The sequence below is a fragment of the Bacillus sp. GM2 genome (assembly GCF_056155945.1).
The window spans coordinates 1,461,941-1,488,736 of record NZ_JBRKSZ010000007.1 but is presented as its reverse complement, the minus strand read 5'-3'; the positions used below and the strand labels follow the sequence as shown (position 1 = coordinate 1,488,736).

Here is a 26,796-nt window from a genome sequence, read left to right as displayed (position 1 = left end):
ATCGTTTTACCAGGTTCTTTTAATATTGCATAAAAACAGACGCGATGATATAATCAAAACACGTATGTTTCGACTTAATTGTCAAAGGTATCCCATCTTACATTTTAAGTCTACCATATCGGAAAGCTCTTGTCAAATTTTTTTTCGAAGGAGAGATGCAGAATGAGTCATTTCGTTCTCGGTTTTCACGAAATGGAAAAAACACAGCTTTTGCTTGTCGGGGGAAAAGGGTTAAATTTAGGTGAATTATCAAAAATTCAAGGAATACAAGTACCAGAAGGCTTTTGCCTCACGACAGCAGCATTTCAAAAAGCCATCAAACGAAACGAAACGTTCCAAGCGTTGCTGGATCAACTGGCCATGCTAAAAGTTGAGGATCGGGATCAAATTGGTGAAATCAGCAGGAAAATTCGGCAAATCATTATGGAAGCAGAAATTCCTTCTGATGTTGTGAAAGCAGTAACTCACTATCTCTCCCAATATGGCGAGGAACATGCTTATGCAGTGCGTTCCAGTGCGACTGCTGAAGACTTACCGCATGCTTCTTTTGCCGGTCAACAAGATACCTATTTAAATATTATCGGCAAGGATGCGATCTTGCAGCATATCAGCAAATGCTGGGCTTCCCTGTTCACGGAACGCGCGGTCATCTACCGTATGCAGAATGGATTCGATCACAGGCAAGTTTATTTATCCGTTATCATTCAAAAGATGGTTTTCCCGCAGGCTTCAGGGATTTTATTTACCGCTGATCCGATGACTTCCAACCGGAAACTGCTTTCAATCGATGCCGGTTTTGGACTTGGTGAAGCTCTTGTCTCCGGCTTGGTCTCTGCCGATTGTTATAAAGTGCAAAACGGACAAATCGCCGATAAAAGAATAGCGGCCAAGAAATTGGCGATTTATGGACGAGCACAAGGCGGAACAGAGACAAAGCAGATCGATCCTGATCAGCAGATGTCTCAAGCGCTCACTGACGGGCAAATTTTACAGCTGGCGCGTATCGGAAGACAGATCGAAGCTCATTTCGGCCAGCCGCAAGATATCGAATGGTGTTTGGCTGATGATACATTTTATATTGTTCAGAGCCGGCCGATCACGACTTTATACCCGATCCCTGAAGCGAATGATCAAGAAAATCACGTCTATCTATCTGTTGGTCATCAGCAAATGATGACTGATCCCATTAAACCGTTGGGATTGTCTTTTTACCTGTTAATTACTCCTGCACCGATGCGTAAAGCCGGCGGGAGATTGTTTGTTGATGTTGCGCCTAGGCTGACGACACGTGCCGGCCGGGAAACTTTATTAAATACCGTGGGATCTGATCCGCTTACAAAAGACGCACTCTTGACCGTAATCGAGCGAGATTTTATAAAATTGTTGCCAAATGATCAAACAGCACCGATTCCGGGCAGCGGTCATTCAGATTTGCCGGCGCAATTCGAGAACGATCCGGCAATCGTTTCTGATTTGATGAAGCGCAGTCAAACATCGATCGAAGAGTTAAAACAAAACATCCAAGCGAAATCGGGATCGGATTTGTTTGATTTTATTCTGGAAGATATCCAGCAATTAAAGAAGATCGTATTTGACCCGCAAAGTACGGCTGTGTTTATGGCTGCTATAAATGCGACAACATGGATCAATGAAAACATGAACGAGTGGCTAGGCGAAAAAAACGCCGCTGATACCCTTTCTCAATCTGTACCGGGCAATATTACTTCGGAAATGGGTCTGGCGCTGATGGATGTGGCGGATGTGATTCGGCCTTATCCAGAGGTGATTGATTATTTGCAGCATGCAAAAGAAGATCACTTTCTCGATGAACTGGTTAAGTTTGATGGAGGAAGGGAAACCCAAGAGGCTATCTATGATTTTCTCAGCAAATACGGAATGCGGTGTCCCGGAGAAATCGATATTACAAGACCTCGCTGGAGTGAAAAACCAATTACACTTGTCCCTATGATTCTTAGTCATATTAAAAACTTTGAGCCTAATGCCGGCAATCGAAAGTTTGAACAAGGGCGGCGGATTGCTTTGGAAAAAGAACAAGAGTTAATAGATCGATTGAAGCAATTACCGGATGGTGAACAAAAAGCTAAAGAAACAAAACGAATGATCGACCTCATCCGGAATTTCATCGGCTACCGGGAATATCCAAAATACGGCATAGTCAGTCGCTACTTCGTATATAAGCAGGCTTTGCTGAAAGAAGCCGAACAACTCGTACAAGCGGGCGTTATTCATGAAAAAGAAGATATTTACTACCTCAATTTTGAAGAACTTCACGAAGCCGCACGCACAAAAAAAATAGATGACCAAATCATCAGCAAACGGAAAGACGAGTACAAATTATATGAAAAACTAACTCCACCGCGCGTGATCACGTCTGATGGCGAAATCATTACAGGTGAGTACAAACGAGAAAATTTGCCGCCTAATGCGATTGCAGGCCTGCCTGTTTCTTCCGGAGTGATAGAAGGAAGAGCGCGTGTCATTTTAAACATGGAAAATGCCGATCTGGAAGATGGAGATATATTAGTCACCTCCTTTACCGACCCAGGCTGGACACCATTATTTGTATCCATAAAAGGCCTGGTCACCGAAGTCGGCGGATTAATGACCCACGGAGCGGTGATCGCACGCGAATATGGCCTGCCGGCAGTCGTCGGAGTGGAGAATGCTACTGGGCTGATAAAAGATGGGCAACAAATTCGCGTGCACGGTACAGAGGGATATATCGAAATTTTGTAACGGTGTCTGCTGCGAAAAGAAATACGGGAGTCGACAGTGCATGTAAAAGAACTCTTCAGATTTGGAGAGTTCTTACCTTTTTTATCTATCAGGGAAAGGATCCGGGCATGATGTTCTTCAGTCAGAACAGCTGCCCGCAATACAGGTAAAATACACCTGTAATAATGGGCTTATTTGACTGAAGGGATGATCTATGCCCTTACCTCCCTGTCATTTCATAATCATCCACTCGTTAACTTCAAAAGATGAACCTGACAATTTTATTGTAAATATGGGTGAAACCGAGTATACTCATATAGTTGCCAATCATGAAGAAAAACGATGAACGGCGGTGGAGACACGTTATTATATAAGATGAAAAACGAAAGAAGCAAATTGGGACTCCGGATATTCGGGAATCCTACATATCATTTGTCGTCATGTTTTTGGGTAAATTGTATTACAGGAGGTTTGATATGGAGAAAAAGTTTAATTCTAAAGCAATATTAGTCACCTTCATGATTGGTGCATTTTTTGCAATATTAAACGAAACGCTGTTGAACATCGCATTAACAGAGCTGATGGAAGTCTTTCACGTTGATGCCCCGACTGTTCAATGGCTGGCAACCGGATTTATGCTTGTCATGGGTGTTTTAATGCCTATTTCCGCTTTACTGATTCAATGGTTCACGACAAGACAGATGTTTATCGGCGTCATGTCGACTTTTTTAGTCGGAACTATCATCGCCGCTTGTGCAGTGAATTTTCCGATGCTCTTGACGGGGCGCATGATTCAGGCAGTCGGTACGGGGCTCTTGATCCCCATCATTATGAACGCCCTCTTGCTGATTTACCGGCCTGAAGTCCGAGGGAAAATCATGGGGACGTTCGGGCTGGTCATCATGTTTGCTCCGGCGATCGGCCCCACTCTTTCGGGCGTCATTGTTGACATCCTCGGCTGGCGCTGGCTGTTTATCATCGTCATTCCTTTTGCAGTATTTTCAATCCTGTTTGCGGTGAAGTATTTGCAAAATGTCGGAGAAGCGACGCGCCCGCGGGCTGACTTTTTGTCGATCATCCTGTCAACCATCGGGATCGGCGGAATCGTATACGGATTCAGCAGTGCCGGAGAAGCTCAGGAAGGATTTCAGTCCCCTCTGATCATCGGTGTGATCATCGTCAGCCTGATCAGCATCGTGTTGTTCGTGCTTCGTCAGTTGAAGCTTGAACAACCGTTGCTTGATGTGCGTGTGTTCGCCTATAAAAACTATACGCGCGGGGTCTGCCTTTTTGTGATTGTCATTATGGCGATGTTCGCTTCCGAAATTGTGATGCCGATGTATTTGCAAGGGCCGCTCGGTTTTTCAGCAAAAACAGCAGGTCTTTTGCTTTTGCCCGGGGCCTTGCTAAACGGTCTCATGTCGCCGGCTATGGGCGCTTTGTTCGATAAGTTCGGCCCGAGAAAACTCATCATTCCTGGTACGATCGTTCTCGTCGGCGTGATGTTTTTCTTCAGCAGGATCAATCCTTCGGTGCCGCTTTGGGCGTTCATTATTGTGTACATCATCTTGATGCTGTCCATCTCGGCCATCATGATGCCCGCACAGACGAATGCATTAAACGAATTGCCGAAGCATTTATATCCTCATGGAACGGCAATTTCCAATACTCTTCAGCCTGTTGCAGGCGCACTCGGTGTTTCGGTGTTCGTCAGCATTATGAGCCAGGGACAGAAAAGCTATCTTGCCGGCCAAGAAGCAGCCAGCAAACAAATCGTGCATGAAGCGATGACTCATGGCGTTCACCATGCCTACTGGTTTGCGCTCGCTTTAAGCTGTATCGCTTTCTTTACCGCTTTATTTATTAAAAAAGCGGTCGCGCCTGATTTTGATAAAGAATAACCAAAAACTTAAAGGATGTCCTTCCTCGGGGCATCCTTTTTTATCATTTTTTCTGCCGGGATTCTTCCGCTCGTATTTTCAGAATTGACGACATTTTGTGATATAATGCTAGAATCATATTCATTTTATCGGAAAGGAACGGATTCCATGGAGTCATATGTTGATCAAAAAGACGGGATTTTCAAATCCGTATGTTCGCTCGACTGCCCGGATCAATGCGGGCTGCTCGTTCATAAAAAAGACGGAAAAATCGTTAAAATACAGGGCGACCCGGACCATCCGGTCACACAGGGCAATATTTGCAATAAAGTCCGCAATATGACGGAGCGTATTTATGACCCCAAACGGCTGAAAACCCCGCTGAAACGGACGGGCCCTAAAGGAGCCGGAATGTTTGAACCGATCAGCTGGGATGAAGCGATTGAAACGATTCGCACCCGCTGGCAGTCGCTCATTGAACAGGAAGGCCCCGAAAGCATTCTGCCCTACAGCTTTTACGGCAATATGGGAAACTTGACGGCTGAAGGAATGGACAGGCGCTTTTTCCACCGCCTCGGTTCCAGCCAGCTTGACCGGGCGATTTGCACCCCTGCCGGTTCTGTCGGCTATAAATACACGATGGGCGGAAGCATCGGCACTGATCCTGAAGATACAACGGAGACAAAACTGTTTATTTTTTGGGGAATCAACGCGGTCTCAACCAACATGCATCAAATCACCATTGCTCAAAAAGCCCGGAAAAACGGCGCAAAAATCGTCGTAATCGATGTTCATAAAAATCAGACCGGCCGGATGGCCGACTGGTTTATTCCGATTCGCCCCGGCACGGACAGCGCGCTTGCACTTGGCATCATGCATGTTTTATTCAAGGAACATTTGGCTGATGAATCATTTTTGAAAGAATTTACAGTCGGCCACGAAGAGCTGCGCCGCCATGTGCGGCAATACGACCCCGCCGCAGTAGAGGCGGTCACCGGCGTATCCCGGAATGATATTATCGAGCTTGCCCGCCTGTACGGCCGCACCTCCCCTTCATTGATTCGGATCGGCAACGGTCTTCAGCATCATGATAATGGAGGAATGATCGTTCGCACCATCTCGTGCCTGCCCGCGATCACGGGCCAATGGACGAAAAAAGGAGGCGGAGCGATCAAAGGCAACACGGCATTTTTGGCCTATAATACAAAAGCATTGCAGCGCCCCGATTTATTAAAAGGCAGAACGCCGAGAGTCATCAACATGAATCAGCTCGGCAAAGCTCTCTTAGAAACCGAACCACCGATCCGTTCGCTGTTTGTGTACAGCAGCAATCCGGCCGTTGTCGCGCCTGAGGCGAACAAAGTCAGAAAAGGACTTGAGCGCGAAGATTTATTCACGGTTGTTCACGATCTATTTCTGACGGAAACGGCACGGTACGCCGATATCGTCCTGCCGGCTTCTTCCGCTTTCGAAAATACGGATTTCTATACATCATATTGGCACCATTATGCGCAGATTCAGAAGCCTGTGATTGAGAAATACGGCGAGAGCAAGTCAAATACAGAAGTATTCAGGCTTTTGGCTGAGGCGATGGGCTTTGATGATGAGCCGCTGAAAGATTCCGACGAAGAGATGATCAGACAGGCGCTTGACTACCCTGATAATCCGTGGCTCGATGGCATTGACTATGACAGCCTGACTGAAAAGCATTTTGTCAAAGCAAATCGAAAAACGTTTTTTCCTGATAAACTGCCGACGCCTAGCGGAAAAATTGAATTGTATTCAAAAATGATGGAGCAGCACGGCTATCCGGGCCTGCCGACTCATACCCCGCTCATTGAAACGGACAAGTATCCATTTTTATTTGTGCCCGGCCCGAATCACAATTTTTTAAATTCGACCTTTTCAAACAATGAAAAACATATCAAATTAGAAAAGGAGCCGAAACTTCACTTAAATATAAAAGATGCCGAAGAAAAGGGCATCGAAAATGGAGATTTGGTGAAAGTTTGGAATGACCGCGGCTCATGCATCCTGCCCGCTGCCGTCGGAGAAAACGTCCTTCCGGGCGTGGCCGTCAGCCAGGGATTGTGGGCGGATGCAGAAGGGAAGCATTATCTCGTCAATGCGCTGACGCCCGACCGTTTAGCTGATATGGGCGGTGGTGCAACTTTCTTTTCCGGAAGAGTTCAAATTGAAAAAATATGAACATCAAAAAAGACCGGTTGCAGCAAAACCGGTCTTTTATCACTTCGTCTTTTTTAAGGTTTTGGCATAATCGGCGGCAAACGCCGTGCTGTTTTTCAAAAACTTGATAATGGTTTGCAGTTCTTCCTCTGAATATCGGCTTAGAAATTCGGCAGACTCTTGCGCCAAGTCATGAAATATATGTGATATCGTCTCCAGATTTTCCGGGATCAGTTCGACTAAAAGACGCCTTCTGTCGGACGAATCCCTGATGCGTCTGACATAGCCCGCTTTCTCAAGACGGTCGATCACTCCTGTGATCGCTCCCGTTGTCAGTCCGCTTTTTGCGGCGAGCTCCCCCGCTGTTACTTGACCTTCCCGCGAGATGATCTCAAGGCATTTATGATCCGTTCCGTTCAGTCCGATTTTCTCGCCGATCGCCTGGTGCAGAAAAACGGTTGCTGTGCTGTGAAACCTCAACTGCTGTATCAGCTCGTTGACCAGCCCTTTTCCTTCAATATGATTTGTTCTTGACATCTGTAACACCCTTCTATAAAATCATTATGTCTTAGCAGCTAAGATATTTATTTCCTGATATAAATGATCATAACAGGATGAAGCGTCCATGCCAAACGCTGCTTTAGAACGAATTTATTTAAAAGGAGAATAGATTGATTTGTCACAAACTCAAAATCAAAAATTAGGATTTGTTGTAGCAGGACTTTTGCTTGCTATTTTGATGGCTTCGATGGACAATACCATCGTCGTCACGGCAATGGGAACAATTGTCGGCGATCTTGGCGGACTCGACAGCTTTGTCTGGGTTGTATCTGCCTTTATGGTCGCCGAAATGGCCGGTATGCCGATATTCGGCAAGCTGTCGGATATGTATGGCAGAAAACGTTTTTTTCTTTTTGGCAGCATCGTGTTCATGGCGGGTTCAGCATTGTGCGGAACGGCTACAACCATTGAGCAGCTCAGCATTTACCGCGCGGTCCAAGGAATTGGCGGAGGCGCTCTCATTCCGATTGCTTTTACCATCATTTTTGACATTTTCCCGCTGGAAAAGCGCGGTAAGATCACTGGACTTTTCGGCGCTGTTTTTGGCCTTTCGAGCATTTTCGGACCGCTCATCGGCGCCTATGTCACTGACTACATCAGCTGGCACTGGATTTTTTATATGAATCTGCCGCTCGGTATGGTTTCTTTTGTTTTTATTCTTCTATTTTACAAAGAGACGAAACAGCATGAAAAGCATCGCATTGATTGGCTAGGGGCGATCACGCTCGTAGGAGCGGTCGTCTGCCTCATGTTTGCGTTGGAGCTCGGCGGCGAGAAATACGCCTGGGATTCGAATGTCATCCTTACTCTTTTCGGAAGTGCAGCCGTCTTATTGGTTTGCTTCCTCATGATCGAACGCAAGGCCAGTGAACCGATCATTTCGTTTCATATGTTTAAAAACCGTCTGTTTGCCGGCAGCACGCTTGTCGCTTTATTTTACGGCGGGACATTTATTTCGGCGACCATCCAGATTCCGATCTTTGTTCAGGGTGTTTACGGAGACTCTGCGACAAACTCCGGGCTTGTTCTTTTGCCGATGATGCTCGGCTCTGTCGTATCAGCCCAGCTTGGCGGATTCTTAACGACAAAAATGAGCTACCGGAACATTATGCTCATCTCCGGACTGGTTCTCGTCAGCGGGTTTTCTTTATTAAGCACGCTTAATATTGACACTCCGCGTTTATTATTAACAATTTATATGATTGTTGTCGGCTTGGGAGTCGGTTTTTCATTCTCTGTATTAAGCATGGCGGCAATCCATCATTTCGGCCCGGAACAGCGCGGTTCAGCGACTTCTACGAGCAACTTTATGCGCTCTCTCGGCATGACGATCGGCGCCAGTATGTTCGGAATGATTCAAAAAAAACAATTTTCAGAACAGATGGAAGATATGTTTAAAAGCACAGGCGCTTCAAATCCCGCCTCACCGAATGACGCCAACCAGATTTTGTCTAGTGCCCGGGCATCATTGCCGCCGGATATTTTAAATCACATCACCGAGGCGCTGTCAAATTCGATTGTTCATACGTTTACTTGGGCAATTTTCCCCGCAGCGGCCGCCTTTTTGCTCGTGTTTTTCATGCCGAATGACAGGGTGAAACCGAGAGCTAAAAAGCGAGTGAACAAAGCGGGCTGAACATCTAGCTTTGCAAAGATTTCTTTTTTCTCATTTTCGAAATCAATAAAAGCGGAATCGGCTCAATGCCGAATAAAACAGCCGCTTGATAGCCGATCATGTCGCCGAGAGAAAATACATCATCGATATTTTTTGGCGTCATTGCGAGCAAATACATCACCGGGAGCAGACCGAACATGATCGGTCTGCTCTTTTTCTTGAAAATTTGCGAGAGCCCCAGGGATGCAGCGTAATATGAGACGGAAAAAGTCGCAAACAGCTTCATAATCCAGATGACAAGGAGCAGCGATTCAAAACGTTCAAATATTAAGCCGGGCATTTCAAAACTGCGGATGAGGTCAAGCACCGGCCATGTCATCGCTGTCACCCCGTCAACTGACAGCCCTCCGATCACAAATACGATCGTTGTTAGATAAAAGAGCATTGCGATGCCGATTCCCATGACAACGACTTTGATACCATCTTTCGGCTTTTTCATAAACGCCAAAAGGAATACCATCACTTCTGCGCTGATAAACGAAAGCGTTGTTGCTTTTGTCCCCTTTAATGCCGGCATGATGCCTTTCCCTAAGACAGGCCGCAGGTTATCCAGTTCAAATATGCCAAAGCTCATAAATACCACGGTTAAAAAGAAAAGAATTGTAATCGGAAAGATGATTTCAAACAAACGGGCAAGCGACCCCATTCCGTCTTTTATTGAATAGAATCCGATCCACATCATTGACATGATGATCGCCCAAATCGGCGTTTGCTGCAGCAAAAAAAAGGTGATCACCTCCGCCAGAATTCTTGCTTCAAAAGCAGCAATCGCTACAAAATGCTCAATGAAAAGCAGGCTGATCACAATACTGAGCCACTTTCCGACAATGTCTCCCCCGTATTGAAAAAATGTTTGCCCGGGATAATGCTGGCTTAACTTTGTCATAACCACTCCGGCTGCCGTTGTGACAAGTCCGCCTAATAGGACGGAAATCCATACATCCGGCGTACCGGCTTCTTCTACAGCGGTTCTTGGCAGGGTGAGAATCCCGGCCGCCATAATATAACTGACCAAGACAACGATTGCCTGAGAAGTCGTGATTTTATCTTCGGAACGGATCATTGCGCGTTTCTCCGCCTTTCGTGATTAGAAGTTCTTCTGTTACTGATCCCCAACAGTTCCGCATTCTTTAATCGCGATTTGAACATGAAATGTAATCGGTATATCGGTAAAGGTCTCATCCCAATTTTTCTTTAGTTTTTCCCAAAGCCTCGGATGCTTGATCCTCAGCTCGTTACCGAATCCGGCCAGATCTGCTTTGTATTCGGTTTTCATTTTTTTTGTAATGTCCTCCATCGATTTTTTCACTGTTTTCGCGGTTGTTTTTTCGACTTTTTCTAAAAATTTGTCATCAAAAGCTTTTTCTTTCGTGTTCCAGTTTTCCGCAAGATACCCCTCTGACTTTACGTTCACTTCAAAAGACAGGCGGTTACCTTTGACGATGGGCTTTATGTTGCTTTTAATCGATTCAACGCCAAATGCGGTCACCTTCTTTTCTGTCGGATCATAGCTTTTGACCGTACCTCCGGTCCCCTTTCCGGTAATCCACATTACGCCCTCTACATCCTGTTCATCCAAATAGCCGATCAGCTTATTGGTTTTTCCATTGATCGCAGCTGCTCCCGCATATTTGACTTCTCCGTCGGTACCGATGACATTTTGAAGAAGATAGCTTGTTCCTGATCTCATTTTGCCTGTCAGTTTGGCAAGTGTCACAGGGGGAAGGATCTTTTTCGCTTTATACTCATTTTCAACGATTTTACGCAGACGAAACGCCGGCATTTCGCCGGTTTCCTTCAGCTCAAGCGTGTCTCTTGCACGCCCTCTTGTGACAAGAACCATACTGCTCGGCCTGATTTCATTATCGCGGAGAGGCTGATCTAGCAGTTCCGCCAGCGAATAGGTGCGGAGGAGGTCAGCGGCGATGACAATCACCTTTAAATGAGGACTGAATACAGGCCTGTCCTGTCTTAATGCTACTTCAGCATTAATTTGCTGAAGCGAGTCTCCAGTTTCATAAACGTTGATATACGTCTTTTGATCAGTGCTTCCTCCAGTCGATTTTGAACCGGCCGCTTGTTCGTTCACGTATTGATAGATCATCGTGATCCGGTCTTTTTTCGGATAATCGCCCCCCGCTTTGTCAAACTTTTTTTCAAGTTCGGTTTCCTCGCCTTTGTCAATCCCCATTGCAAATGTTAAGCCGAGCTCTTCAATTTCGTGGCTGCTCCAGCACCCGGTTAATAGAAACATTAGTAAAACAATCGTTAAATAACGGATGGTGTTAGTTTTTTTCAAACTTTCCCCTCCTCACTTTCGATATGACCAGAAGCATTAGCGGGATGAAGCCGACTAAATAGATGGCGCTGTTGCCGATTAGATCTCCCAGTTGAAAAAGTTGATTAATATTTTTAGGCATCATCGCAATGAGATAAATAACCGGAAGCAAGCTGAATAATATCGGTTCCATCCTTTTCTTCAAGAGTTGCGACAGACCTAAAGCAGCAGCAAAATAGCTGATCGTAAAACTGGAGAACATTTGCATGATCCATATCACTAGCAGCAAGGACTCAAAGCGTTCAAAAATCAGACCCGGTATCTCAAAACTACGCATCAAATCAATCGTCGGCCATGTCCGTGACGACACTCCATCGATTGACAGTGCACCGATGACCATAATGACGGTGATCATATAAAAGACAACCGGAAAAGAAATTCCCATCAAAGTAGCTTTTAACGCTTGCTCGGGCTTTCTCATAAAAGGAACGATGATCAGTATGATTTCTATGCCTGTATAAGCAAAAGACGTTGTCTTGACTCCTTCAAGCACCGGCATGATCCCTTTCCCGAGAACCGGGCGCAAATTGTCGATATCAAATATGCTTGCGCTCATAAAAATGACGATCAGAAAAATGAGAACAGTAATCGGAAAGACGATTTCATAAAGTCGGGCGATCGGGTTAATACCGCCGGTTAATAAATAGATTCCGCTCCATAAAAAAACCATCGCTGTCGCCCAAAGCGGCGTTTCTTCCAGTAAGTAAAATCCCATAACCTCTGTGACAGACCGGACTTGGAAACCTGATGTTGCGAGAAAATAACAAATCAAAAGCAGGGTGAAAAGTCCTCCCGGCCACTTGCCAATGAGATCCCGGCTATATTGATATAGCGTTTTGTCGGGGGACTCCATGCTTAATTTCACCATGATGAAACCGGCTAATATGGCAACCAGCCCTCCGAATGCAACAGAAAGCCAGACATCCGGGGCTTTAACCGCTTCCGCAGATGTCCGCGGCAGCGTCAAGATGCCCGTTCCCAACAGAAAATTCGTAATGACGATGCCGGTTTGTGAAACGGTAATTTTATCCTGCTGACTCACCATCATGGAGAACCCCCCTTTCTTTTTCAAGCATCAGCTGATTCCCTGTTTTCTCCTTCTTATTTTTGAAATCACCAGCAGCACGAGCGGAGTCAAGCCGCCTAAATAAACGCCGCTGTTTCCAATAAAGTCTCCAAATGCAAACATCGCGTTAATATTTTTCGGAATCATTGCAATCAGATAAATGACCGGAAGCAAAGCAAACATCATCGGCCGAATATTTGTTTTAAAGAGCTGGGCCAGGCCTAATGCCGCACCATAAAAAGAAATAACAAAGGTACAGAACAGCTGCATGATCCAGATGACCAGCAGCAAAGACTCAAACCGTTCAAATATCAGACCAGGTATTTCAAAGCTTCTCATCAAATCAATCGTCGGCCAGGTCCGTGAAACTACCCCGTCTATAGACAGGGCGCCGATCACCATAACGACGGTGATCATATAGAAAAGCAGAGGGATGGCGATTCCGATCATAATCGTATGAATGGCCTTGCGTGGCTGATTCATGAAAGGCATCAGGATCAAAATGATTTCAATACCTGAAAAAGACAATGCGGTCACCTTTATTCCTTTTAAAACAGGCCCTATTCCCTCTCCCAGTACAGGACGCAAGTTGTCCACATCAAAAATTCCGATACTCATTAAAGCGACCAGTAAAAAAAGAATGACTGTGATAGGAAAAACAATTTGAAACAAGCGGGCGATCGCGCTTAAGCCGCCGACGATCAAGTATAAGCCCACCCACAAAAAAACCATCGCAATTGCCCAGCGGGGGGTTCCTTCCAGTAAAAAAAAGCGGATGATTTCAAGCGTTGAGCGGACCTGAAAACCGGAATGGGCCAATAGGTAACAAACGAAAAACAGGCTGATCAAGCTGCCGGTCCATTTGCCAATGATGTCCTGACTGTATTCATAAAAGCTTTTATCAGGATATTGGTGGTTGAGCTTTACCATGATGACTGCGGCCGTCAGAGCGACCAAGCCGCCTAATACAAGCGTGATCCAGACATCAGGCGTCCCCACCTCGTCAACAGACGTTCGCGGGAGCGTCAGAATCCCTGTCCCAAGCAGGAAATTGGTGATGAGAACTGCTGTTTGCGAAGTGGTGATGCGCTCTTCGTGCCTGACCATCATGAGCGTTTCCCTCCTTTCTATGCTACTGGCGTGTCGAATCGTCTGTTTTTAACAGCTTCGGCCGTTTTTTCATCATCTGTATCGGCATGCGAACGATGAAGTCTTTCCAATCGCGCAAACGATAAGGAACGGCAGGGCTCGCATAAGGAACGCCAAAGCTTTTCAGCTTCACCGCGTGGCTGGCAAGCATGAGGAAAAACATAATCACCCCGTACAAACCGAACGTGGCTGCACAAAACATCGCTACAAATCTCAGCATGCGCAGCGAAATGCCGGCGCTGTATTGAGGAATCGCAAATGAAGAAATCGCGGTGACGGCAACGACGATGACCATAATCGGGCTGACGATGCCTGCCTGCACGGCAGCCTCCCCGATGATGATACCGCCGACGATTCCCATCGCGGGACCGATTGGTTTTGGAAGCCGCAGGCCGGCCTCGCGCAAAATTTCAATTGCCACTTCCATAATGAGCGCTTCAATCAGCGATGGAAAAGGCACACCTACCCTCGTTCCGGTAATGGAAATCGCAAGTTCACTCGGAATCAGCCCGGGATGAAACGAAATAAAGGAAATATATAGAGCCGGCCCAAGCAGCGAGATCATGGCTGCGCCGATTCGCATGATGCGGATCAGGGAACTCGGCAGCCAGCGTTCATAATAATCCTCGGGCGATTGGAGGAGCATGCTGAATGTAACCGGAACGATTAAAACAAAAGGCGTTCCGTCCAATAAAATGGCCACTCTTCCCTCCATTAACGCACTCATTACCCTGTCAAGACGTTCAGTGCTTTGCACCTGCGGAAATGGACTGAGATAATTGTCTTCGATCAGCTGTTCGACAAAACCTGATTCAAGGACATCATCTATATCAATCTTTTCGATTCTTTTTTTGACTTCTTCCACCAGCCCTGGTTCCGCAATGTCTTTGATATAAGCGACGACAAGATTTTTGACGGCTCGCTTCCCAACTTGAAATTGAACCATAGACAAGTTTTGATTTTTGCCGTGCTGCCTCAAAAGGGCTGTATTGGTGCCGATCGTTTCTGTAAAGCCGACGCGCGCGCCTCTTACCAAAGATTCTGATACGGGCTCTTCAATGTTCCTTGTATTTCTTTTAACAGTTCCCAGCAGTAAAACTTCCGCTGAACCGTCGATCAGCAGCATGGCCGCACCGGATAACACTTCGGGCACCACTTCGTTGACATGGTTTACCTCTGATACGCCGCTAATTGATAAAATTTGCTTTTTAATTAAGTCGGTCACATTGCTGCTTAATGAAGAAAGTTCAACTTTATATTCTTTGGAAAAATCATCCATAAGGGATTTCATAATATGCTTGTCAATCAGGTCTTGATCCGCAAGCATTTCGACAAATACAATCGCCGCGCGGATGCCGGTGCGCCCTAAGTTGAATTCGCGGAAATGAACGTCTGAGTTATTCTCCATAGCCGTTTTGGCCAGTTTCAAGTCGTGATCAAAATCGCCGGTAAAATACCCAGTTGACTCCACAGACGGCACTTCATTTTTAGGTTTATCCGGCTTGTTGGACGACTGTATCATTCTTCGCGTTTTTGCTTTCCACCATCTCATGCCACTCACTCATCCCCTGCCGTGCGAAGCCACAAAAATACTTTTGATATGGCAAACGGGACAAAAAAGACAAAAAAAGCCTGCATCAGGACCAGCCAGTCCGGAAAATAGGAAACAATGGTTTTCCACATGTCGATCACCCTTTTTCATTGCTGTAGTAAGTCCATCATTTTTATCCTATTATTACCTTGGGTGCCAGCTATAATTGGTGGTAATTTAAACCACGTCAAACAAAAAAGAACCATCTGCGTTAAAAACACAAATGGTTCTGTTCATTTATTCTTTTTCTAAAAACGCCCGTTTGCGTTTGGCCAGCTCTGAAAACTCCTGATCCAATTCATGATATTTCGGATCTTGAGGCGTGAGTCCCGCCAACTCTCCAAGAACGGCGGTCATCCGATTTTCGATGCGCAGCCGCTCCTCTTCATCGCTTTTTGCATGGGGCTGTTTCTGTCTGTTCCGATAATCTTTTAATCCGGTTTCGACGCGGGTGATACGACCGTTTTCAAATACAAGGAGCTTCTCACACAATTTGTCTGTGAAGTACAGGTCATGCGACACAATGATGATCGTTCCCTGAAACTCAAGCAATGTCTGCTCAAGCTGCTCCCTGCTTGGCAAATCGAGGTGGTTGGTCGGTTCATCCAGAATCAGCAGATCATAATCCTTTAAAATCATGCCTGCCAGTTTGATTCGGGTCCGCTCCCCGAGACTGAACGTCCCGATTCCATCATGAAAGCGGTTTTCTTTGATCCCCATATTGGCCAAAATCGTCCGCGCATTTGCGATTTCGGCTCTGTCAGACAAATTCAGCACTTCAGCAACTGTTTGGTCAACCCTTAGATCACTGACATCCTGGCTTAAATATGCGGCCTTTACAGACTGGCTTTTCCATAGCGTTCCGGCTGTTGCAGGTTCAGCATCCAACATCATCTTAACAAGGGTCGTTTTGCCGCACCCATTGTCTCCGATAAGCGCTATTCTCTCGCCATGCTTGACGTAAAAATGGCTGTCTTTGAATAAAGTACGTCCGTCAAACGCTTTTGCCAGGCCTTTAGCTTCGATAATCCGCTTGCCCCTTTTTTCTCCTGATGAAAACTGAAAATTGACAGATGCCGCTTCCTTTGGCTTTTCAGCTTTGTTTTTTTCAAGTTCCTGTTCAAGGCGTTTCAGTTTTGATTTGACTTGGTTGTCGAGCTTTTTGGCTTTTACCCGATGGTATTCTTTAAAACCAAGCTGCCTTCGTTCTGACTGTGATCCCTGTTTTGTTGAGTCGCGGTGGGCTTTCTGCGACCAATTTTGAAGAGTTGCAATCTGTGACTCGATTCTTTCTTTTTGCTTCTGCTGGACTTCGTATTGGTGCAGGCGTGCTTCATATAACCGTTTTTTCTCCCGCCGGTATGCACTATAGTTTCCTTGATAGGTGTGCAAATTCCCATCTTCCAGTTCGAGGATTTTGGAGACGGATTGATCCAGAAAATAACGATCGTGAGAAATAATCAATACTGCCCCTTGATATTGCTGCAGTTCTTCAAGGAGCCAACTGATCCCTTTTAAATCCAAGTGGTTGGTCGGCTCATCTAAGATGAGGAGATCAGGCATCGTCTTCCAGACGTGTGCCAGTGCAAGCTTCAGTTTTTCTCCTCCGCTCAAATGGCTGAGCCGTTCGGAATTCCAGCTTTGAACCTTTGATAAGCCAAGACTGCTCGTCAACTGATATAATTCCCCCCCTCATCGCCTGTTAATATGCTGTTGAAATCATGAACAGAGTACTCAATCGACTGGAGCAGATAGCCGATTTTAAGCGTCCGGTCTGTTTGAACAGTGCCTTTGTCGGCTTCTGCATGACCGCTTAATATATTTGCAAGCGTTGTTTTCCCCGCTCCATTGCATCCGACCAAACCAATCCGCTCTTGATTGGAAATGTCAAAATCGATGTTTTTTAAAATTGTCTGCTCTCCAAAGCTTTTTTGCAAACCTCTTATTTTCATTAAGATCGTCATACCGTTCACCTCTGTTTTATTTTGGCTTGGAACAAAAAACCTCTCGCGGAAACCCGGAGAGGATATCATGCCAAAATATGCATCGTGAAAGCGGTATGAACCGATCCCAATTCTTTGCACGACAAAAAACATGCAAATTTAGAAATTGATGCAAGGTATAAAAGGGCATACTCATCCTATTCTCCAAGTTTCCGTTTTTTTCATATTTAAAAAACGATGGAAAATAAGATTACTGCTTCATGTCCCCTATACCTATTCCTTTCACTGTATTTACCGATTAGTATATAAACGAAGGTAAACTTTGTCAACAGTTATGCAGCCCTTTTTTCAGCCGATCCCAAAAACTGTTGCCTTTCACCTTAGTTGAGAATTTTATTTCGAAGTCTAAAATTTAAAATTTAATGCAAAAGTGTGAAAATTGTCCGATATTAATCTCGTAACTATAAAAAGGAGTTTTGGCGAATGAAAAAAATATTGGACTGGTTCAAGCATCCCTCTCTTTCTAAAAGATTAGCGGTCTCATTTTTATTGATTTTAACGCTCCCAGTTTTAATCCTTTCAGGTGTTTCCTATTATACGGCGGGAAGTTCGATTGAAGATGAAATCATGAGAAGCGCAAGCAACAGCGTGGATCAATTAAACGAAATGATCGATCAAAACATTGAGAAAAAAGCGGATGCTGTTACATATTTCAGTGAAGAGATCAAAGAAAAAACATACAAGGAAAAAGGCCAGACTTCGTTAAGACAAAAGTTTGAACAATACGCCAGACAAAATAAAGATGTAGAAGCCGTGTTCACAGGCTCTGCAGACGGTGTCTACGTGCAGCATCCTTATACGAAAATGCCTGACGGCTATAATCCCGCGGAAAGGCCATGGTTCCAAGAAGCGGTTGAGAAAAAAGGCGAAATCATCGTCACTGATCCATACACCTCTGCCGCCACCGGCAACACGGTCATTACCATCGCCAAGCAGAATGAAGACGGGTCTGGCGTCGCCGCGCTCAGCTTGAATATCGATGAGCTGATTAAAGCGACAAACGATGTCAAAGTTGGAAAAGACGGCTTTGCTTTTATTTCAAGTGCGTCAAAAAAATACATCGCCCACCCGAAGATGAAAGCCGGAACTGAAGGTGAAGGCGGCTGGGTTGACCAAGTTTACAGCAAGAAAAAGGCGAATTCAAATATACTTTTGAAGGAAAAGAAAAGCAAATGGCCTTTGCCACAAATCAATTAACAGGCTGGAAAATCGCCGGGACAATGTTCTCCGATGAGATAACAAACGCCACAAAGCCCGTCTTTTATATGGCTCTGATCGTCTTTTCAGGGGCTTTGGTGCTTGGCGGAATTCTCATTTTCTTTATCGTCCGCGCGATCAGCAAACCATTGAATCAGCTCGTTCAATCTGCCAAAAAAATCAGCAGCGGCGACTTGACACAGCAAATTAAAGTGCGTTCAAATGACGAATTCGGGCAGCTCGGCACAAGCTTCAATGATATGGCGGAATCGCTCCGCACACTGATCGGCACCATTCAGGAATCGGTTGAAAATGTCGCCTCCTCATCAGAGCAGCTGACAGCAAGCGCGGAACAGACGAGCCAAGCGACAGAACATATTACTTCTGCGATCGAACAGTTCTCTAACGGGGCCGAAAGCCAGAATGAAAAAGTTGAAACCAGCTCGCAGCAGCTCAGCCAAATGAATGATCATCTGAGCGAAATGACCGAAGTGTCGGAATCGATTACTGAATCATCGATCAAATCGACAGAAATCGCCGAAACCGGCGGAGAACTCGTTCAGAAAACGGTCGGCCAGATGAACTCCATCGATCGATCTGTCAAACAAGCTGAGAGCGTCGTCAAAGGTCTCGAAGGCAAATCGAAAGATATCACATCAATTCTCAGGGTCATTAACGGAATTGCTGATCAAACGAATCTATTGGCATTGAACGCTGCGATTGAAGCGGCCCGCGCCGGCGAGTCAGGCAGAGGCTTTTCCGTCGTCGCCGAAGAAGTTCGAAAGCTTGCTGCCCAATCAGCGGATTCGGCAAAAGAAATCGAAGCGCTGATTCAGGAAATCGTCAAAGAAATCGAACATTCTCTCAAGATGTTTCAATCGGTCAACCATGAAGTCCAATCCGGACTCAAAATAACAGAGAAAACAGAAACAAGCTTTCACGAAATCAGCGGCATGACGAATGAGATCGCCGGCAAGCTGCAAACGCTCAATGCGGCGGTCGAACAATTGTCGAAAGGTTCGCAGGAAGTCTCCGGTGCCGTTCAGGAAATCGCCGATGTTTCAAGGGAAAGCACAGCTGGAATACAAGATATTGCAGCATCAGCGGAAGAACAGCTGGCTTCAATGGAAGAAATCAGCACGTCTTCTGCCACACTTGAACAAATGGCGGAAGATCTGCGAGAATTGACGAAAAAATTCAAGGTGAAATAAAAAGAGAGGCTTCCTTCTGTTTGGAGGGAGCCTCTCTTTTATGTATCAGCTGATCTTCGTTCCATTGGGCGCTTCTTGATCAGGCGCCAGCAAAATAACGTCGCCTTTTTCCGGCACGCCGCCAAGAACGAGAACTTCCGATTTAAACCCGGCAATCCGCCGCGGCGGAAAATTGACGACTGCTGTCACCTGCCGGCCTACAAGCTTTTCAGGTGTATAACGCTTTGTGATTTGAGCGCTCGAACGCTTGACGCCAATCTCTTCTCCGAAATCGATCTCAAGCTTAATAGCCGGCACTTTCGCTTCCGGAAACTCTTCCGCTTTTAAAATTGTCCCAACCCGAATATCAAGCTTTAAAAAATCTTCGATTGTTGCCATGAATTCAGCTCCTTTGGCCGCTTTCTAGAGGGTGATATTGACATGACTAGAATATCATGTATTTTGATTCGTTGAAACCCTGGACTTCCGCTGCCACTTCCAGAAGCGAATAGTAAACAGGCCTCTTTTGCCGCCGTTTTAGGACAGCCAACTTTACGGGAACCCCCTTTCATTCATAGATTAAGAGGAAGAATAAACTAAGAGATGAGGTGGAACTAGGATGTTCGGTTCCTATATGGTTCAAATGGTAAGGTCCAACGCCCATAAACTGGACCGGCCGCTGAGAGAAAGCGTGCTGAAACTCTATAAACCTTTTAAATGGACGCCTTGCTTTTTACACGGATTTTTCGAAAAAATATTAATGAAAAACAAAAAAATACCGGTCATTATTGAATTTGAAAAAGACAGCCACCATAAAGGCTATCAAGTAGTCAATGAAATGATCGGCAGCAAAAGAAGAAACAAAATCAAGCATCGCTTCTCCAACATTAGCTGCTGCAGCGCGGAAGTCACCCCTTCTTCTTTGCAATCGCTCCTATCTCAATGCGGTGACATTCGCAAAATTTATTTAAATCGCAAAGTGAAAGCGCTCCTCGACGTAGCGGTTGAATCAAGCCGTGCCAAAGAGGTGATCAGAAACAACCAGACGCTGACAGGCAAAGGTGTCACTATCGCTGTCATTGATACGGGCATATACCCTCACAAAGATCTTGAAGGCAGGATCAGGGCTTTTCAAGACTTTGTCAACCAAAGGACAGAACCGTATGATGACAACGGCCATGGCACACACTGCGCCGGCGATGCTTGCGGAAACGGAGCTGCCTCATCGGGTCAGTACCGAGGGCCTGCTCCTGAAGCGGAACTTGTCGGTGTAAAAGTATTGGACAAAATGGGATCCGGCACGCTGGAAACCGTCATTCAAGGGATCGATTGGTGCATTCAATTCAATGAGGAAAACCCTGATGATCCGATCGACATTCTTTCAATGTCATTGGGGGCAGATGCATTACGCTACGAGAATGAGGAAGAAGATCCGGTCGTTAAAGCTGTTCATGCAGCATGGGATGCAGGCATTGTTGTATGTGCGGCAGCCGGAAATTCCGGTCCTGATGCGCAAACGATTGCCAGCCCGGGCGTCAGCAGCAAGATTATTACAGTCGGAGCTTTGGATGACCGGGATACAGTCAGCCGGGAGGATGATGATGTTGCCTCTTATTCAAGCAGAGGGCCGACGATCTACGGTCAAGTTAAACCGGACTTGCTGGGACCGGGCACAAATATTACATCGCTTCGTTCACCCGGATCTTTTCTCGATAAGATGCAAAAAGCAAACAGAGTCGGCACGGATTATATGATATTATCCGGAACCTCGATGGCCACGCCGATCTGTGCAGGCATTGCAGCACTTATTCTTCAGCAAGCCCCAGGGACAGAACCTGATGAAATCAAACAACTGTTAATAGACGGAACCGATTTATGGAAAGATCGCGATCCAAATGTTTACGGTGCGGGATACATCAATGCAGAACAATCGGTTCCGCAAGATTAAAGACCGTTCGCCCGTTTTGGCATAAAGCGGGCGAATCTTACATAAAACATTTAAACCGCAGACCTTCTTTTTTCAAGTATGAGCGGTATCGTCAAATACATGGCATACGCGAAAACCATCCAAACCGCAAATCCAATCACCTGGCCCTTTGAAAGCGCCGGGAAGATCAATGAATGATGCCATAAAGAAAAAGTGTCGAGAAATAAACCGACTGCCGACCCCACAATGCCAAGCTTAACCGCCGCAAACCTCGATTTGTCAACTCGCCGGTAAGCGAGGATCACGGCATATAGCAGGGTAAAAGTTCCGGCTTCAAGAAGCAAAAAGCGGAGCATAAAAGCATCTTGGCCGGGTTCGGCAAGAACCGCACTGCCGAACAGCATAAAAAACACGGTGGCGCCAAGCCAGACAACGAACGAAAAAACAAGAGCCAAACCTAGTTTTTCAGTCAACCTCTCCATCTTCCTTTACTCCCCTCCATGCTGTTTTACAGCGGTTTCCGTCAGCATCTGCAGCACCGCCTCTAGTTCTCCGTAGACTTTTTCAGAGGAAAATCCAGGAGACATCAGCGACTGAAGCGCAAGACCGTCGATTAGTGCGTTTAAAAGAATGCCCCACGTGCTGAAAGAAACCCCGTCAACAGGAGAACGCTTCCACATCTCGGAAAGCTGTTCTGCCAACACCGCATTTTCCTCTTCGAGAAGTTCTCCAAGCTGTTCGTTTATCTTTTCATTTCGAAAACCTAAAACGGCCAATTCTAAAAAAAGCTGATGGTAATACGCATCTTTCCGTGTTCTTGATTTCGCCGATGATAATCCGTCTTTTATCCTTTCGGCAGCGGGTTTTTCATTTGCTTTCAACCTTTCCCACGACGCGCGGCAAAGGTCGCGAACCACTTCAAACACGAGCTGCTCTTTTGTCCGGAAATGATAGTAAACCGTTCCCTGCGTCACCTTTGCTTCTTCAGCAACCGCCTTTAACGTCAATTTGTCGAGACCATGTCCGGCAATGCGGCGCTTAGCCGCCTCAATCAGCGTTTCTTTTGATGTCACATTCGGCCTTGCCATTAAACTTCACCTCTTAGTTATCTGAATAACTAACTTGATGGTTCAACTATAATCTGGAAGGGTTTTCTTGTCAATCGGTTTTATCTTCTCTTTCAAGTTAACATAATATTATTATTGTTTATTATCTGTTTCTGCCATAAGCGCCAGCCCTTGAAGAAATTTCAAAATAGCTCCCTGTTCTGCTGTTGAAAACGAATCGAGAAACCGCTGAAACTGTTCCGCTTTTTGCTGATGGAGCTTTTCATGAAGCTCAAACACTTGTTTTCCGCTGGGCGTCAGCCTGAAGTATATCTCTTTTTTGTTGTCCGTCAATTGAAACCGTTTAATAAGGCCTTCTTTCAGCAGCTTTGAACTGATTTTTGTAATATTTGCTTTTGATAAATTCATTTTTTTGGCGATGCCTGTGTTGTTAATCGGTTCATCATGACCGATACAGCTGATGACATGGATCGTCGTCATATTCCCCGGGAGCCGTTTAACATCAGATTCTGCCGCCTGCTTTAAAAATGCCTTGAGATCAGTATCCGCTTTTTGTTCGTTCAGGTGCAGGAGTTTAACATACATATCATAGATCAGCTGTTTTGTCAGTTCAGACATAGTCAATCGACAGTCCCTTCTTTTTATTTTCCGGTTAACAAAATATTTTAATTGTATGTTCTCGGATTTGTCAATGTTATGATAAGATAAAATCAGATAACGAAGGTGTTTTGTTTATCATGAAACAACATCAAAAAGGAGAATCGCTGATGAATATTGAAGGAATAGAGATGGAAGTTCGCTGCACAGGCGATGTATGTTCAGATGCCCTTGAATTTTTGAGACGCCATAACCACGAAAAAACAGCCGAACATTCGATAAGGGTGAAAAAAGCGGCGGAAGATTTGGCAAATTGTTTTCATGTTCCTGCACAAAAAGCGGGAATAGCCGGAATTTTGCATGACATCAGCGGTGTCATCCCTAATGCAAAAAGGATTGCAGCTGCTGAGGCGCTCGGTATTGATATTCTGCCCGAAGAACGGATATTTCCGATGATTATCCATCAAAAACTGTCGAAAGTGATGGCGCGGGACCTGTTTCAGGTGGCGGATCAAGATATTTTAGATGCAATAGAATGCCATACAACGCTTAAAAAAAATCCCTCGCAGCTCGACCTTGTCCTGTTTTCAGCGGACAAAATAGAATGGGATCAGACAGGGACTCCGCCTTACATCAAGGAGCTTCATGAAGCGCTTGAAATTTCTCTGGAGCACGGGGCGTTTGTTTATATTCAGTATTTGTGGAAACAAAAAGATAAACTGAAAGTTGTCCATCCCTGGCTAAAAGACGCCTATTATCACCTAAAAGCAATAATCGAAGCATGCCCCCAGGCAAAATGAGCTGCGGCTTAGGGTGGGTGACCGCCTTAAGCCGCCATCTTGCTTGACAACACCGTTAGTTGACGCCTTTTGAAGGGTCCCACGATTTCTGCTGTTTTCGGATCGTGACGATTTGTCCCAGATGATAAGCGTTATGAAGAATGAGAATGGACAAAATCTCCGCCCAGGTGGAATGCGGATCATGCTGGGCCGGCTCGTTCAGCATCTCCTCTTCGCATGCCGAAAGCGCATCGATCCATTCGTCATAGATCGTATTCAGTTCCTGCCGGCTTTCTTCCCAGCCCAGTCCGCTTTTGTTTACAAACGTATCATCGATCGTATAATCAAAAGCCGGAACGGGAATTCCTTTAAACCACTTTAAATAGCGCTCGTTGTAAAAAATCAAATGGTTGGCAATTTCTAAAATCGAATTTTCCGAACCTTCCCCTTTTTGTCTTGCCTGGCTTTCCGTGAGATCAGCGGAAGCCGTTTGAAAACAAACAAACCAAGTCGTTTCGTTAAAGCATGCTTTAAACTGTTCAAGTAAAATGTTTTTTAGCATAAATACCCTCCAGTTCGATTCGATTTTTGCCTAGCTTTCATTTGCTATTTTCGCCCTATTGACGGCAGAATCCTTTTTTTCAATATGATATTGAATGTCGAGAAACCTTATGCCGAACAGCCACATGCGGTGATGGGCGCAGAGCCTCTTCCGTCCCTGCTCTTTGATGATAAAGCGTTCGGCAAGCGGCAGTTTAAACGTACCTGTTCCGGTCGAAAGGAAAATGCCTTCATCCCCCCGGTCAGATCGTTTGTCACTGCTCGTCAAAATCAGGCAGCCGTCCTCTGTTTTCGGCTTTAAAATGCCTGTCAGATTGGAAAACGGCAATGGCAGAGCAATATTCATATATGTGATGTGATCATGGGTATGAGCAGAATAAAGCGCCACGAACACAGTCTCGCCTTCCTCGTTCGTTCTGACCCATGCGCGCACATTCTTCCTGCCGTCTTTGGCTGAATTAACACCGATAATCTCGCCCTCCATCGTTTGCCGCCCGGTCTTTGTCCCCAAATGAATTTGCCCTGTCATTTTTGAAATCAGCTGGTACATGTGCGCAAGCGGCTTAAACCATGGACGCCAGGCGATCTCCGCTGTTAACGAATAATCGGCAGTATGCTCATAGAAATCGAGAATAAGAGGAGAAACCGTCTCAAGCTGAAATCCGTTTCTCTGAAATGCGCTCATATCATCGGCAAGACCTTGGTAAGACGAATCGCTTTGTAATCGGTGCCGGTGTAAAAAATCGGCTCCTATTCTCCATGACCCGTAAATGTTGCTCATCATTTCGCCTTGCCTTCTTTCACAGTCCGGCTCAGGAGATTCAAGACGCCAGCCGGTCAGCGCTGGAATAATGACGCCTAAAGCGTTGACAAGCCCATGAATCCAAATCATTTCCTGGACTGTAAAAGTCGGCCGGCCGCGAAAAACGCCGTAAGAGTAAATGAGTGAAAAAGCAATGGTGATCATCAATGTTAAAGACGAAAAGATAACAAAGCGGCGAGCCGCGCTGTTTTTGAAGGCCGCAATCGAGACGAGAAAGCCGCTGCCGTATATGGCCGCCAAATACAGCGCAACTGCGAAGACATCAATGGTTTTCGAAAACGATATGCCGACCGCAATGAAAAGCGGAGACAGCATGATGAGCCATGTCACCGCCGCATAAAGAAGGCCTTTCTTTTTCAGCTTCCTTCCGAGCATTCCATTAAAAATCGGAATGAAAAAGGCAGAATAATGAAAATGCACCGCTGTCAGCAGCACGATCAGCGGGCTGAAATCCATGACCTGGAGATTCAGCGTATAAGCAAAAAGCCAAACCCCTCCGAAAGGAAGGTAAAGCAGGCCGCTGTCAATCGATGCCTCTTCAAGGCCCTTTCCTCCTCTTTCCCAGAGGCGGAGGACGCCGTAAAAGGCGATCATCCCCGTATAGCACAGCCAAACCGCTGAAAAAAGCGGGGAATGGAACAACAGGGATAACGAAGCCGCACATGCCGCATAAGGAAAGCACACGCTGATCAGCTGAAACATTCCGTTTTCATACTGAATGAGATTGAGCGCGGCCGGAACAAAAAACAGCATCGCTAATAAAAGCAGCGCCTCTGCTGCCGGGATGTCCGGCGCTTTTCCGGCGAAAAAAACCGCAAAGCAAAGAACGCTTACAAAAAAGCGGCGGACTTTCATGCCGTCTCCCCCTCCCTGTTAAACGTTCCTCTGTAGGCAAACAGCGTTCCGAACAGCGGGTTTTTCACATGAACATCAATCGTAAAACAGCTTTTTTCTTCGTCATACGATTCATTCACGCTGGAAATACCGTATAAACACTTTGGAAGGGGCAGCTTTTTACTGAATAAAGGCAGCCATTGTCTGACAGAAGTAATCGACAATGATCCGTCGGCTTCCGCCTTAAACCGCAGGCTTGAGATTAAGATTGGCGGATGTCCGAAATAGTCGATGATTTCAACACGGCTTTCATCATAGATCATGACAGCATCAAAATACCTTTGTCTATCACGAAAAAAGAAAGTTCTGTTCCAAACAGCTGCCGGTGTATCATTTTTCGTCAGCCGAATATGATTTTCAATCGTGAACGGAACGTTCCTCCCTCTTTCGGGAAAAAAACAGCGGAAGACCGTTCCCGCTTTAAACAACAGCCTGATCCAGTACGAACCGCCGGATATTTCCGTCATGACTCCTTTGCCTCTGAACGCGCTTTCTTGAGTGGGGTGATACCGTTCCTTGAGTTTTGGGTGAAGAAGGTGAAAGTCCTCGATCACCCGTTCATAAATCGAAACCAA

20 protein-coding genes and 2 pseudogenes are annotated in these 26,796 nt (G+C 45.8%); 7 read left to right on the top strand and 15 right to left on the bottom strand.

Annotation, left to right across the window (positions count from 1 at the left end):
• Positions 1-162 precede the first annotated feature (162 nt).
• From ppsA to ACVC9U_RS08570, 3 genes are all read left to right on the top strand, one after another.
• The gene (gene ppsA / locus ACVC9U_RS08580; RefSeq protein WP_075754336.1) at positions 163-2,757 is read left to right on the top strand and encodes a phosphoenolpyruvate synthase; all 2,595 of its coding nucleotides are present in this window, start codon (positions 163-165) and stop codon (positions 2,755-2,757) included.
• 455 nt (positions 2,758-3,212) lie between these two features.
• Entirely contained in the window at positions 3,213-4,637 is a 1,425-nt protein-coding gene (locus ACVC9U_RS08575) for an MDR family MFS transporter (protein WP_441390589.1), read from the top strand.
• Between the two features lie 147 nt (positions 4,638-4,784).
• Complete coding sequence (locus tag ACVC9U_RS08570; protein ID WP_044790251.1) at positions 4,785-6,824, top strand: molybdopterin-containing oxidoreductase family protein; 2,040 nt, start codon at positions 4,785-4,787, stop codon at positions 6,822-6,824.
• Positions 6,825-6,863: 39 nt separating this feature from the next.
• On the opposite strand, the gene ACVC9U_RS08565 is transcribed toward ACVC9U_RS08570, so the two are convergent.
• A complete protein-coding gene (locus ACVC9U_RS08565) occupies positions 6,864-7,340 on the bottom strand; it encodes a MarR family winged helix-turn-helix transcriptional regulator (protein WP_003182504.1) in 477 nt (158 codons plus the stop codon).
• A 202-nt stretch (positions 7,341-7,542) separates the two neighbouring features.
• On the opposite strand from ACVC9U_RS08565, the gene ACVC9U_RS08560 reads away from it, so the two are divergent.
• On the top strand, positions 7,543-9,000 hold the full coding sequence (locus tag ACVC9U_RS08560) for an MDR family MFS transporter (RefSeq protein ID WP_441391217.1): 1,458 nt from the start codon (positions 7,543-7,545) through the stop codon (positions 8,998-9,000).
• 4 nt (positions 9,001-9,004) lie between these two features.
• Here the strand turns inward: ACVC9U_RS08560 and ACVC9U_RS08555 are convergent, their stop codons facing one another.
• The 7 genes and pseudogenes from ACVC9U_RS08555 to abc-f form a co-directional block, all read right to left on the bottom strand.
• Positions 9,005-10,102, bottom strand: a complete 1,098-nt coding sequence (locus tag ACVC9U_RS08555) for a spore germination protein (protein ID WP_441390586.1) — start codon at positions 10,100-10,102, stop codon at positions 9,005-9,007.
• Between the two features lie 39 nt (positions 10,103-10,141).
• Complete coding sequence (locus ACVC9U_RS08550; RefSeq protein WP_441390584.1) at positions 10,142-11,338, bottom strand: Ger(x)C family spore germination protein; 1,197 nt, start codon at positions 11,336-11,338, stop codon at positions 10,142-10,144.
• Positions 11,325-12,425 (bottom strand): spore germination protein, encoded by a 1,101-nt coding sequence (locus ACVC9U_RS08545; protein ID WP_016885404.1) that lies wholly within the window; start codon positions 12,423-12,425, stop codon positions 11,325-11,327. The genes ACVC9U_RS08550 and ACVC9U_RS08545 overlap by 14 nt, the downstream gene beginning before the upstream one ends.
• A 27-nt stretch (positions 12,426-12,452) precedes the next feature.
• Positions 12,453-13,553, bottom strand: coding sequence for a spore germination protein (locus ACVC9U_RS08540; protein ID WP_080623601.1), 1,101 nt, complete (start codon positions 13,551-13,553; stop codon positions 12,453-12,455).
• A gap of 22 nt (positions 13,554-13,575) precedes the next feature.
• Complete coding sequence (locus tag ACVC9U_RS08535; protein WP_009328109.1) at positions 13,576-15,144, bottom strand: spore germination protein; 1,569 nt, start codon at positions 15,142-15,144, stop codon at positions 13,576-13,578.
• 5 nt (positions 15,145-15,149) lie between these two features.
• Positions 15,150-15,275, bottom strand: a complete 126-nt coding sequence (locus ACVC9U_RS08530) for a hypothetical protein (RefSeq protein ID WP_003182518.1) — start codon at positions 15,273-15,275, stop codon at positions 15,150-15,152.
• Between the two features lie 145 nt (positions 15,276-15,420).
• Positions 15,421-17,147 (bottom strand): annotated as a pseudogene (gene abc-f / locus ACVC9U_RS08525) (ribosomal protection-like ABC-F family protein).
• A gap of 462 nt (positions 17,148-17,609) precedes the next feature.
• Here abc-f and tlpB point away from each other — a divergent pair.
• Positions 17,610-19,594, top strand: a pseudogene (gene tlpB / locus ACVC9U_RS08520) (methyl-accepting chemotaxis protein TlpB).
• 45 nt (positions 19,595-19,639) lie between these two features.
• Here the strand turns inward: tlpB and csaA are convergent.
• Complete coding sequence (gene csaA / locus ACVC9U_RS08515) at positions 19,640-19,972, bottom strand: chaperone CsaA (RefSeq protein WP_441390580.1); 333 nt, start codon at positions 19,970-19,972, stop codon at positions 19,640-19,642.
• A gap of 220 nt (positions 19,973-20,192) precedes the next feature.
• On the opposite strand from csaA, the gene ACVC9U_RS08510 reads away from it, so the two are divergent.
• Positions 20,193-21,521, top strand: a complete 1,329-nt coding sequence (locus tag ACVC9U_RS08510) for a S8 family peptidase (RefSeq protein WP_441390578.1) — start codon at positions 20,193-20,195, stop codon at positions 21,519-21,521.
• A 50-nt stretch (positions 21,522-21,571) separates the two neighbouring features.
• On the opposite strand, the gene ACVC9U_RS08505 is transcribed toward ACVC9U_RS08510, so the two are convergent.
• The 3 genes from ACVC9U_RS08505 to ACVC9U_RS08495 all read right to left on the bottom strand — a co-directional run bounded on the left by ACVC9U_RS08505 (position 21,572) and on the right by ACVC9U_RS08495 (position 23,185).
• A complete protein-coding gene (locus tag ACVC9U_RS08505; RefSeq protein WP_441390576.1) occupies positions 21,572-21,982 on the bottom strand; it encodes a DUF5367 family protein in 411 nt (136 codons plus the stop codon).
• Between the two features lie 6 nt (positions 21,983-21,988).
• Positions 21,989-22,588 carry a TetR/AcrR family transcriptional regulator gene (locus ACVC9U_RS08500; protein WP_441390574.1) on the bottom strand — a complete coding sequence of 200 codons (600 nt, stop codon included), beginning with the start codon at positions 22,586-22,588 and terminating at the stop codon, positions 21,989-21,991.
• A 111-nt stretch (positions 22,589-22,699) separates the two neighbouring features.
• Positions 22,700-23,185, bottom strand: coding sequence for a MarR family transcriptional regulator (locus ACVC9U_RS08495; protein ID WP_186447413.1), 486 nt, complete (start codon positions 23,183-23,185; stop codon positions 22,700-22,702).
• Positions 23,186-23,355: 170 nt separating this feature from the next.
• Here ACVC9U_RS08495 and yqeK point away from each other — a divergent pair, with 170 nt between their 5' ends.
• Positions 23,356-23,964 carry a bis(5'-nucleosyl)-tetraphosphatase (symmetrical) YqeK gene (gene yqeK, locus ACVC9U_RS08490; RefSeq protein ID WP_252606941.1) on the top strand — a complete coding sequence of 203 codons (609 nt, stop codon included), beginning with the start codon at positions 23,356-23,358 and terminating at the stop codon, positions 23,962-23,964.
• Positions 23,965-24,019: 55 nt separating this feature from the next.
• Here yqeK and ACVC9U_RS08485 read toward each other — a convergent pair whose 3' ends face one another.
• Genes ACVC9U_RS08485 through ACVC9U_RS08475 form a run of 3 tightly spaced genes read right to left on the bottom strand, consistent with a single transcriptional unit; the run spans position 24,020 to position 26,796 of the window.
• Entirely contained in the window at positions 24,020-24,505 is a 486-nt protein-coding gene (locus ACVC9U_RS08485) for a DinB family protein (protein ID WP_075754310.1), read from the bottom strand.
• Positions 24,506-24,535: 30 nt separating this feature from the next.
• The gene (locus ACVC9U_RS08480; RefSeq protein WP_441390571.1) at positions 24,536-26,182 is read right to left on the bottom strand and encodes a YndJ family protein; all 1,647 of its coding nucleotides are present in this window, start codon (positions 26,180-26,182) and stop codon (positions 24,536-24,538) included.
• The gene (locus ACVC9U_RS08475; RefSeq protein WP_441390569.1) at positions 26,179-26,796 is read right to left on the bottom strand and encodes a DUF4166 domain-containing protein; all 618 of its coding nucleotides are present in this window, start codon (positions 26,794-26,796) and stop codon (positions 26,179-26,181) included. Before ACVC9U_RS08475 ends, ACVC9U_RS08480 begins: the two co-directional genes overlap by 4 nt.

What these genes read in the sequence shown, in the direction of transcription:
- ACVC9U_RS08510 (WP_441390578.1), top strand. Translation starts at nt 20,193, where the DNA reads ATGTTCGGTTCCTATATGGTTCAAATGGTAAGGTCCAACGCCCATAAA.
- ACVC9U_RS08485 (WP_075754310.1), bottom strand. Translation starts at nt 24,505, where the DNA reads ATGCTAAAAAACATTTTACTTGAACAGTTTAAAGCATGCTTTAACGAA.
- ACVC9U_RS08535 (WP_009328109.1), bottom strand. Translation starts at nt 15,144, where the DNA reads ATGAGATGGTGGAAAGCAAAAACGCGAAGAATGATACAGTCGTCCAAC.
- ACVC9U_RS08570 (WP_044790251.1), top strand. Translation starts at nt 4,785, where the DNA reads ATGGAGTCATATGTTGATCAAAAAGACGGGATTTTCAAATCCGTATGT.
- csaA (WP_441390580.1), bottom strand. Translation starts at nt 19,972, where the DNA reads ATGGCAACAATCGAAGATTTTTTAAAGCTTGATATTCGGGTTGGGACA.
- ACVC9U_RS08545 (WP_016885404.1), bottom strand. Translation starts at nt 12,425, where the DNA reads ATGATGGTGAGTCAGCAGGATAAAATTACCGTTTCACAAACCGGCATC.
- ACVC9U_RS08560 (WP_441391217.1), top strand. Translation starts at nt 7,543, where the DNA reads ATGGCTTCGATGGACAATACCATCGTCGTCACGGCAATGGGAACAATT.
- ACVC9U_RS08555 (WP_441390586.1), bottom strand. Translation starts at nt 10,102, where the DNA reads ATGATCCGTTCCGAAGATAAAATCACGACTTCTCAGGCAATCGTTGTC.
- ACVC9U_RS08530 (WP_003182518.1), bottom strand. Translation starts at nt 15,275, where the DNA reads ATGTGGAAAACCATTGTTTCCTATTTTCCGGACTGGCTGGTCCTGATG.
- ACVC9U_RS08505 (WP_441390576.1), bottom strand. Translation starts at nt 21,982, where the DNA reads ATGGAGAGGTTGACTGAAAAACTAGGTTTGGCTCTTGTTTTTTCGTTC.
- ppsA (WP_075754336.1), top strand. Translation starts at nt 163, where the DNA reads ATGAGTCATTTCGTTCTCGGTTTTCACGAAATGGAAAAAACACAGCTT.
- ACVC9U_RS08495 (WP_186447413.1), bottom strand. Translation starts at nt 23,185, where the DNA reads ATGTCTGAACTGACAAAACAGCTGATCTATGATATGTATGTTAAACTC.
- yqeK (WP_252606941.1), top strand. Translation starts at nt 23,356, where the DNA reads ATGGAAGTTCGCTGCACAGGCGATGTATGTTCAGATGCCCTTGAATTT.
- ACVC9U_RS08575 (WP_441390589.1), top strand. Translation starts at nt 3,213, where the DNA reads ATGGAGAAAAAGTTTAATTCTAAAGCAATATTAGTCACCTTCATGATT.
- ACVC9U_RS08500 (WP_441390574.1), bottom strand. Translation starts at nt 22,588, where the DNA reads ATGGCAAGGCCGAATGTGACATCAAAAGAAACGCTGATTGAGGCGGCT.
- ACVC9U_RS08540 (WP_080623601.1), bottom strand. Translation starts at nt 13,553, where the DNA reads ATGATGGTCAGGCACGAAGAGCGCATCACCACTTCGCAAACAGCAGTT.
- ACVC9U_RS08480 (WP_441390571.1), bottom strand. Translation starts at nt 26,182, where the DNA reads ATGAAAGTCCGCCGCTTTTTTGTAAGCGTTCTTTGCTTTGCGGTTTTT.
- ACVC9U_RS08565 (WP_003182504.1), bottom strand. Translation starts at nt 7,340, where the DNA reads ATGTCAAGAACAAATCATATTGAAGGAAAAGGGCTGGTCAACGAGCTG.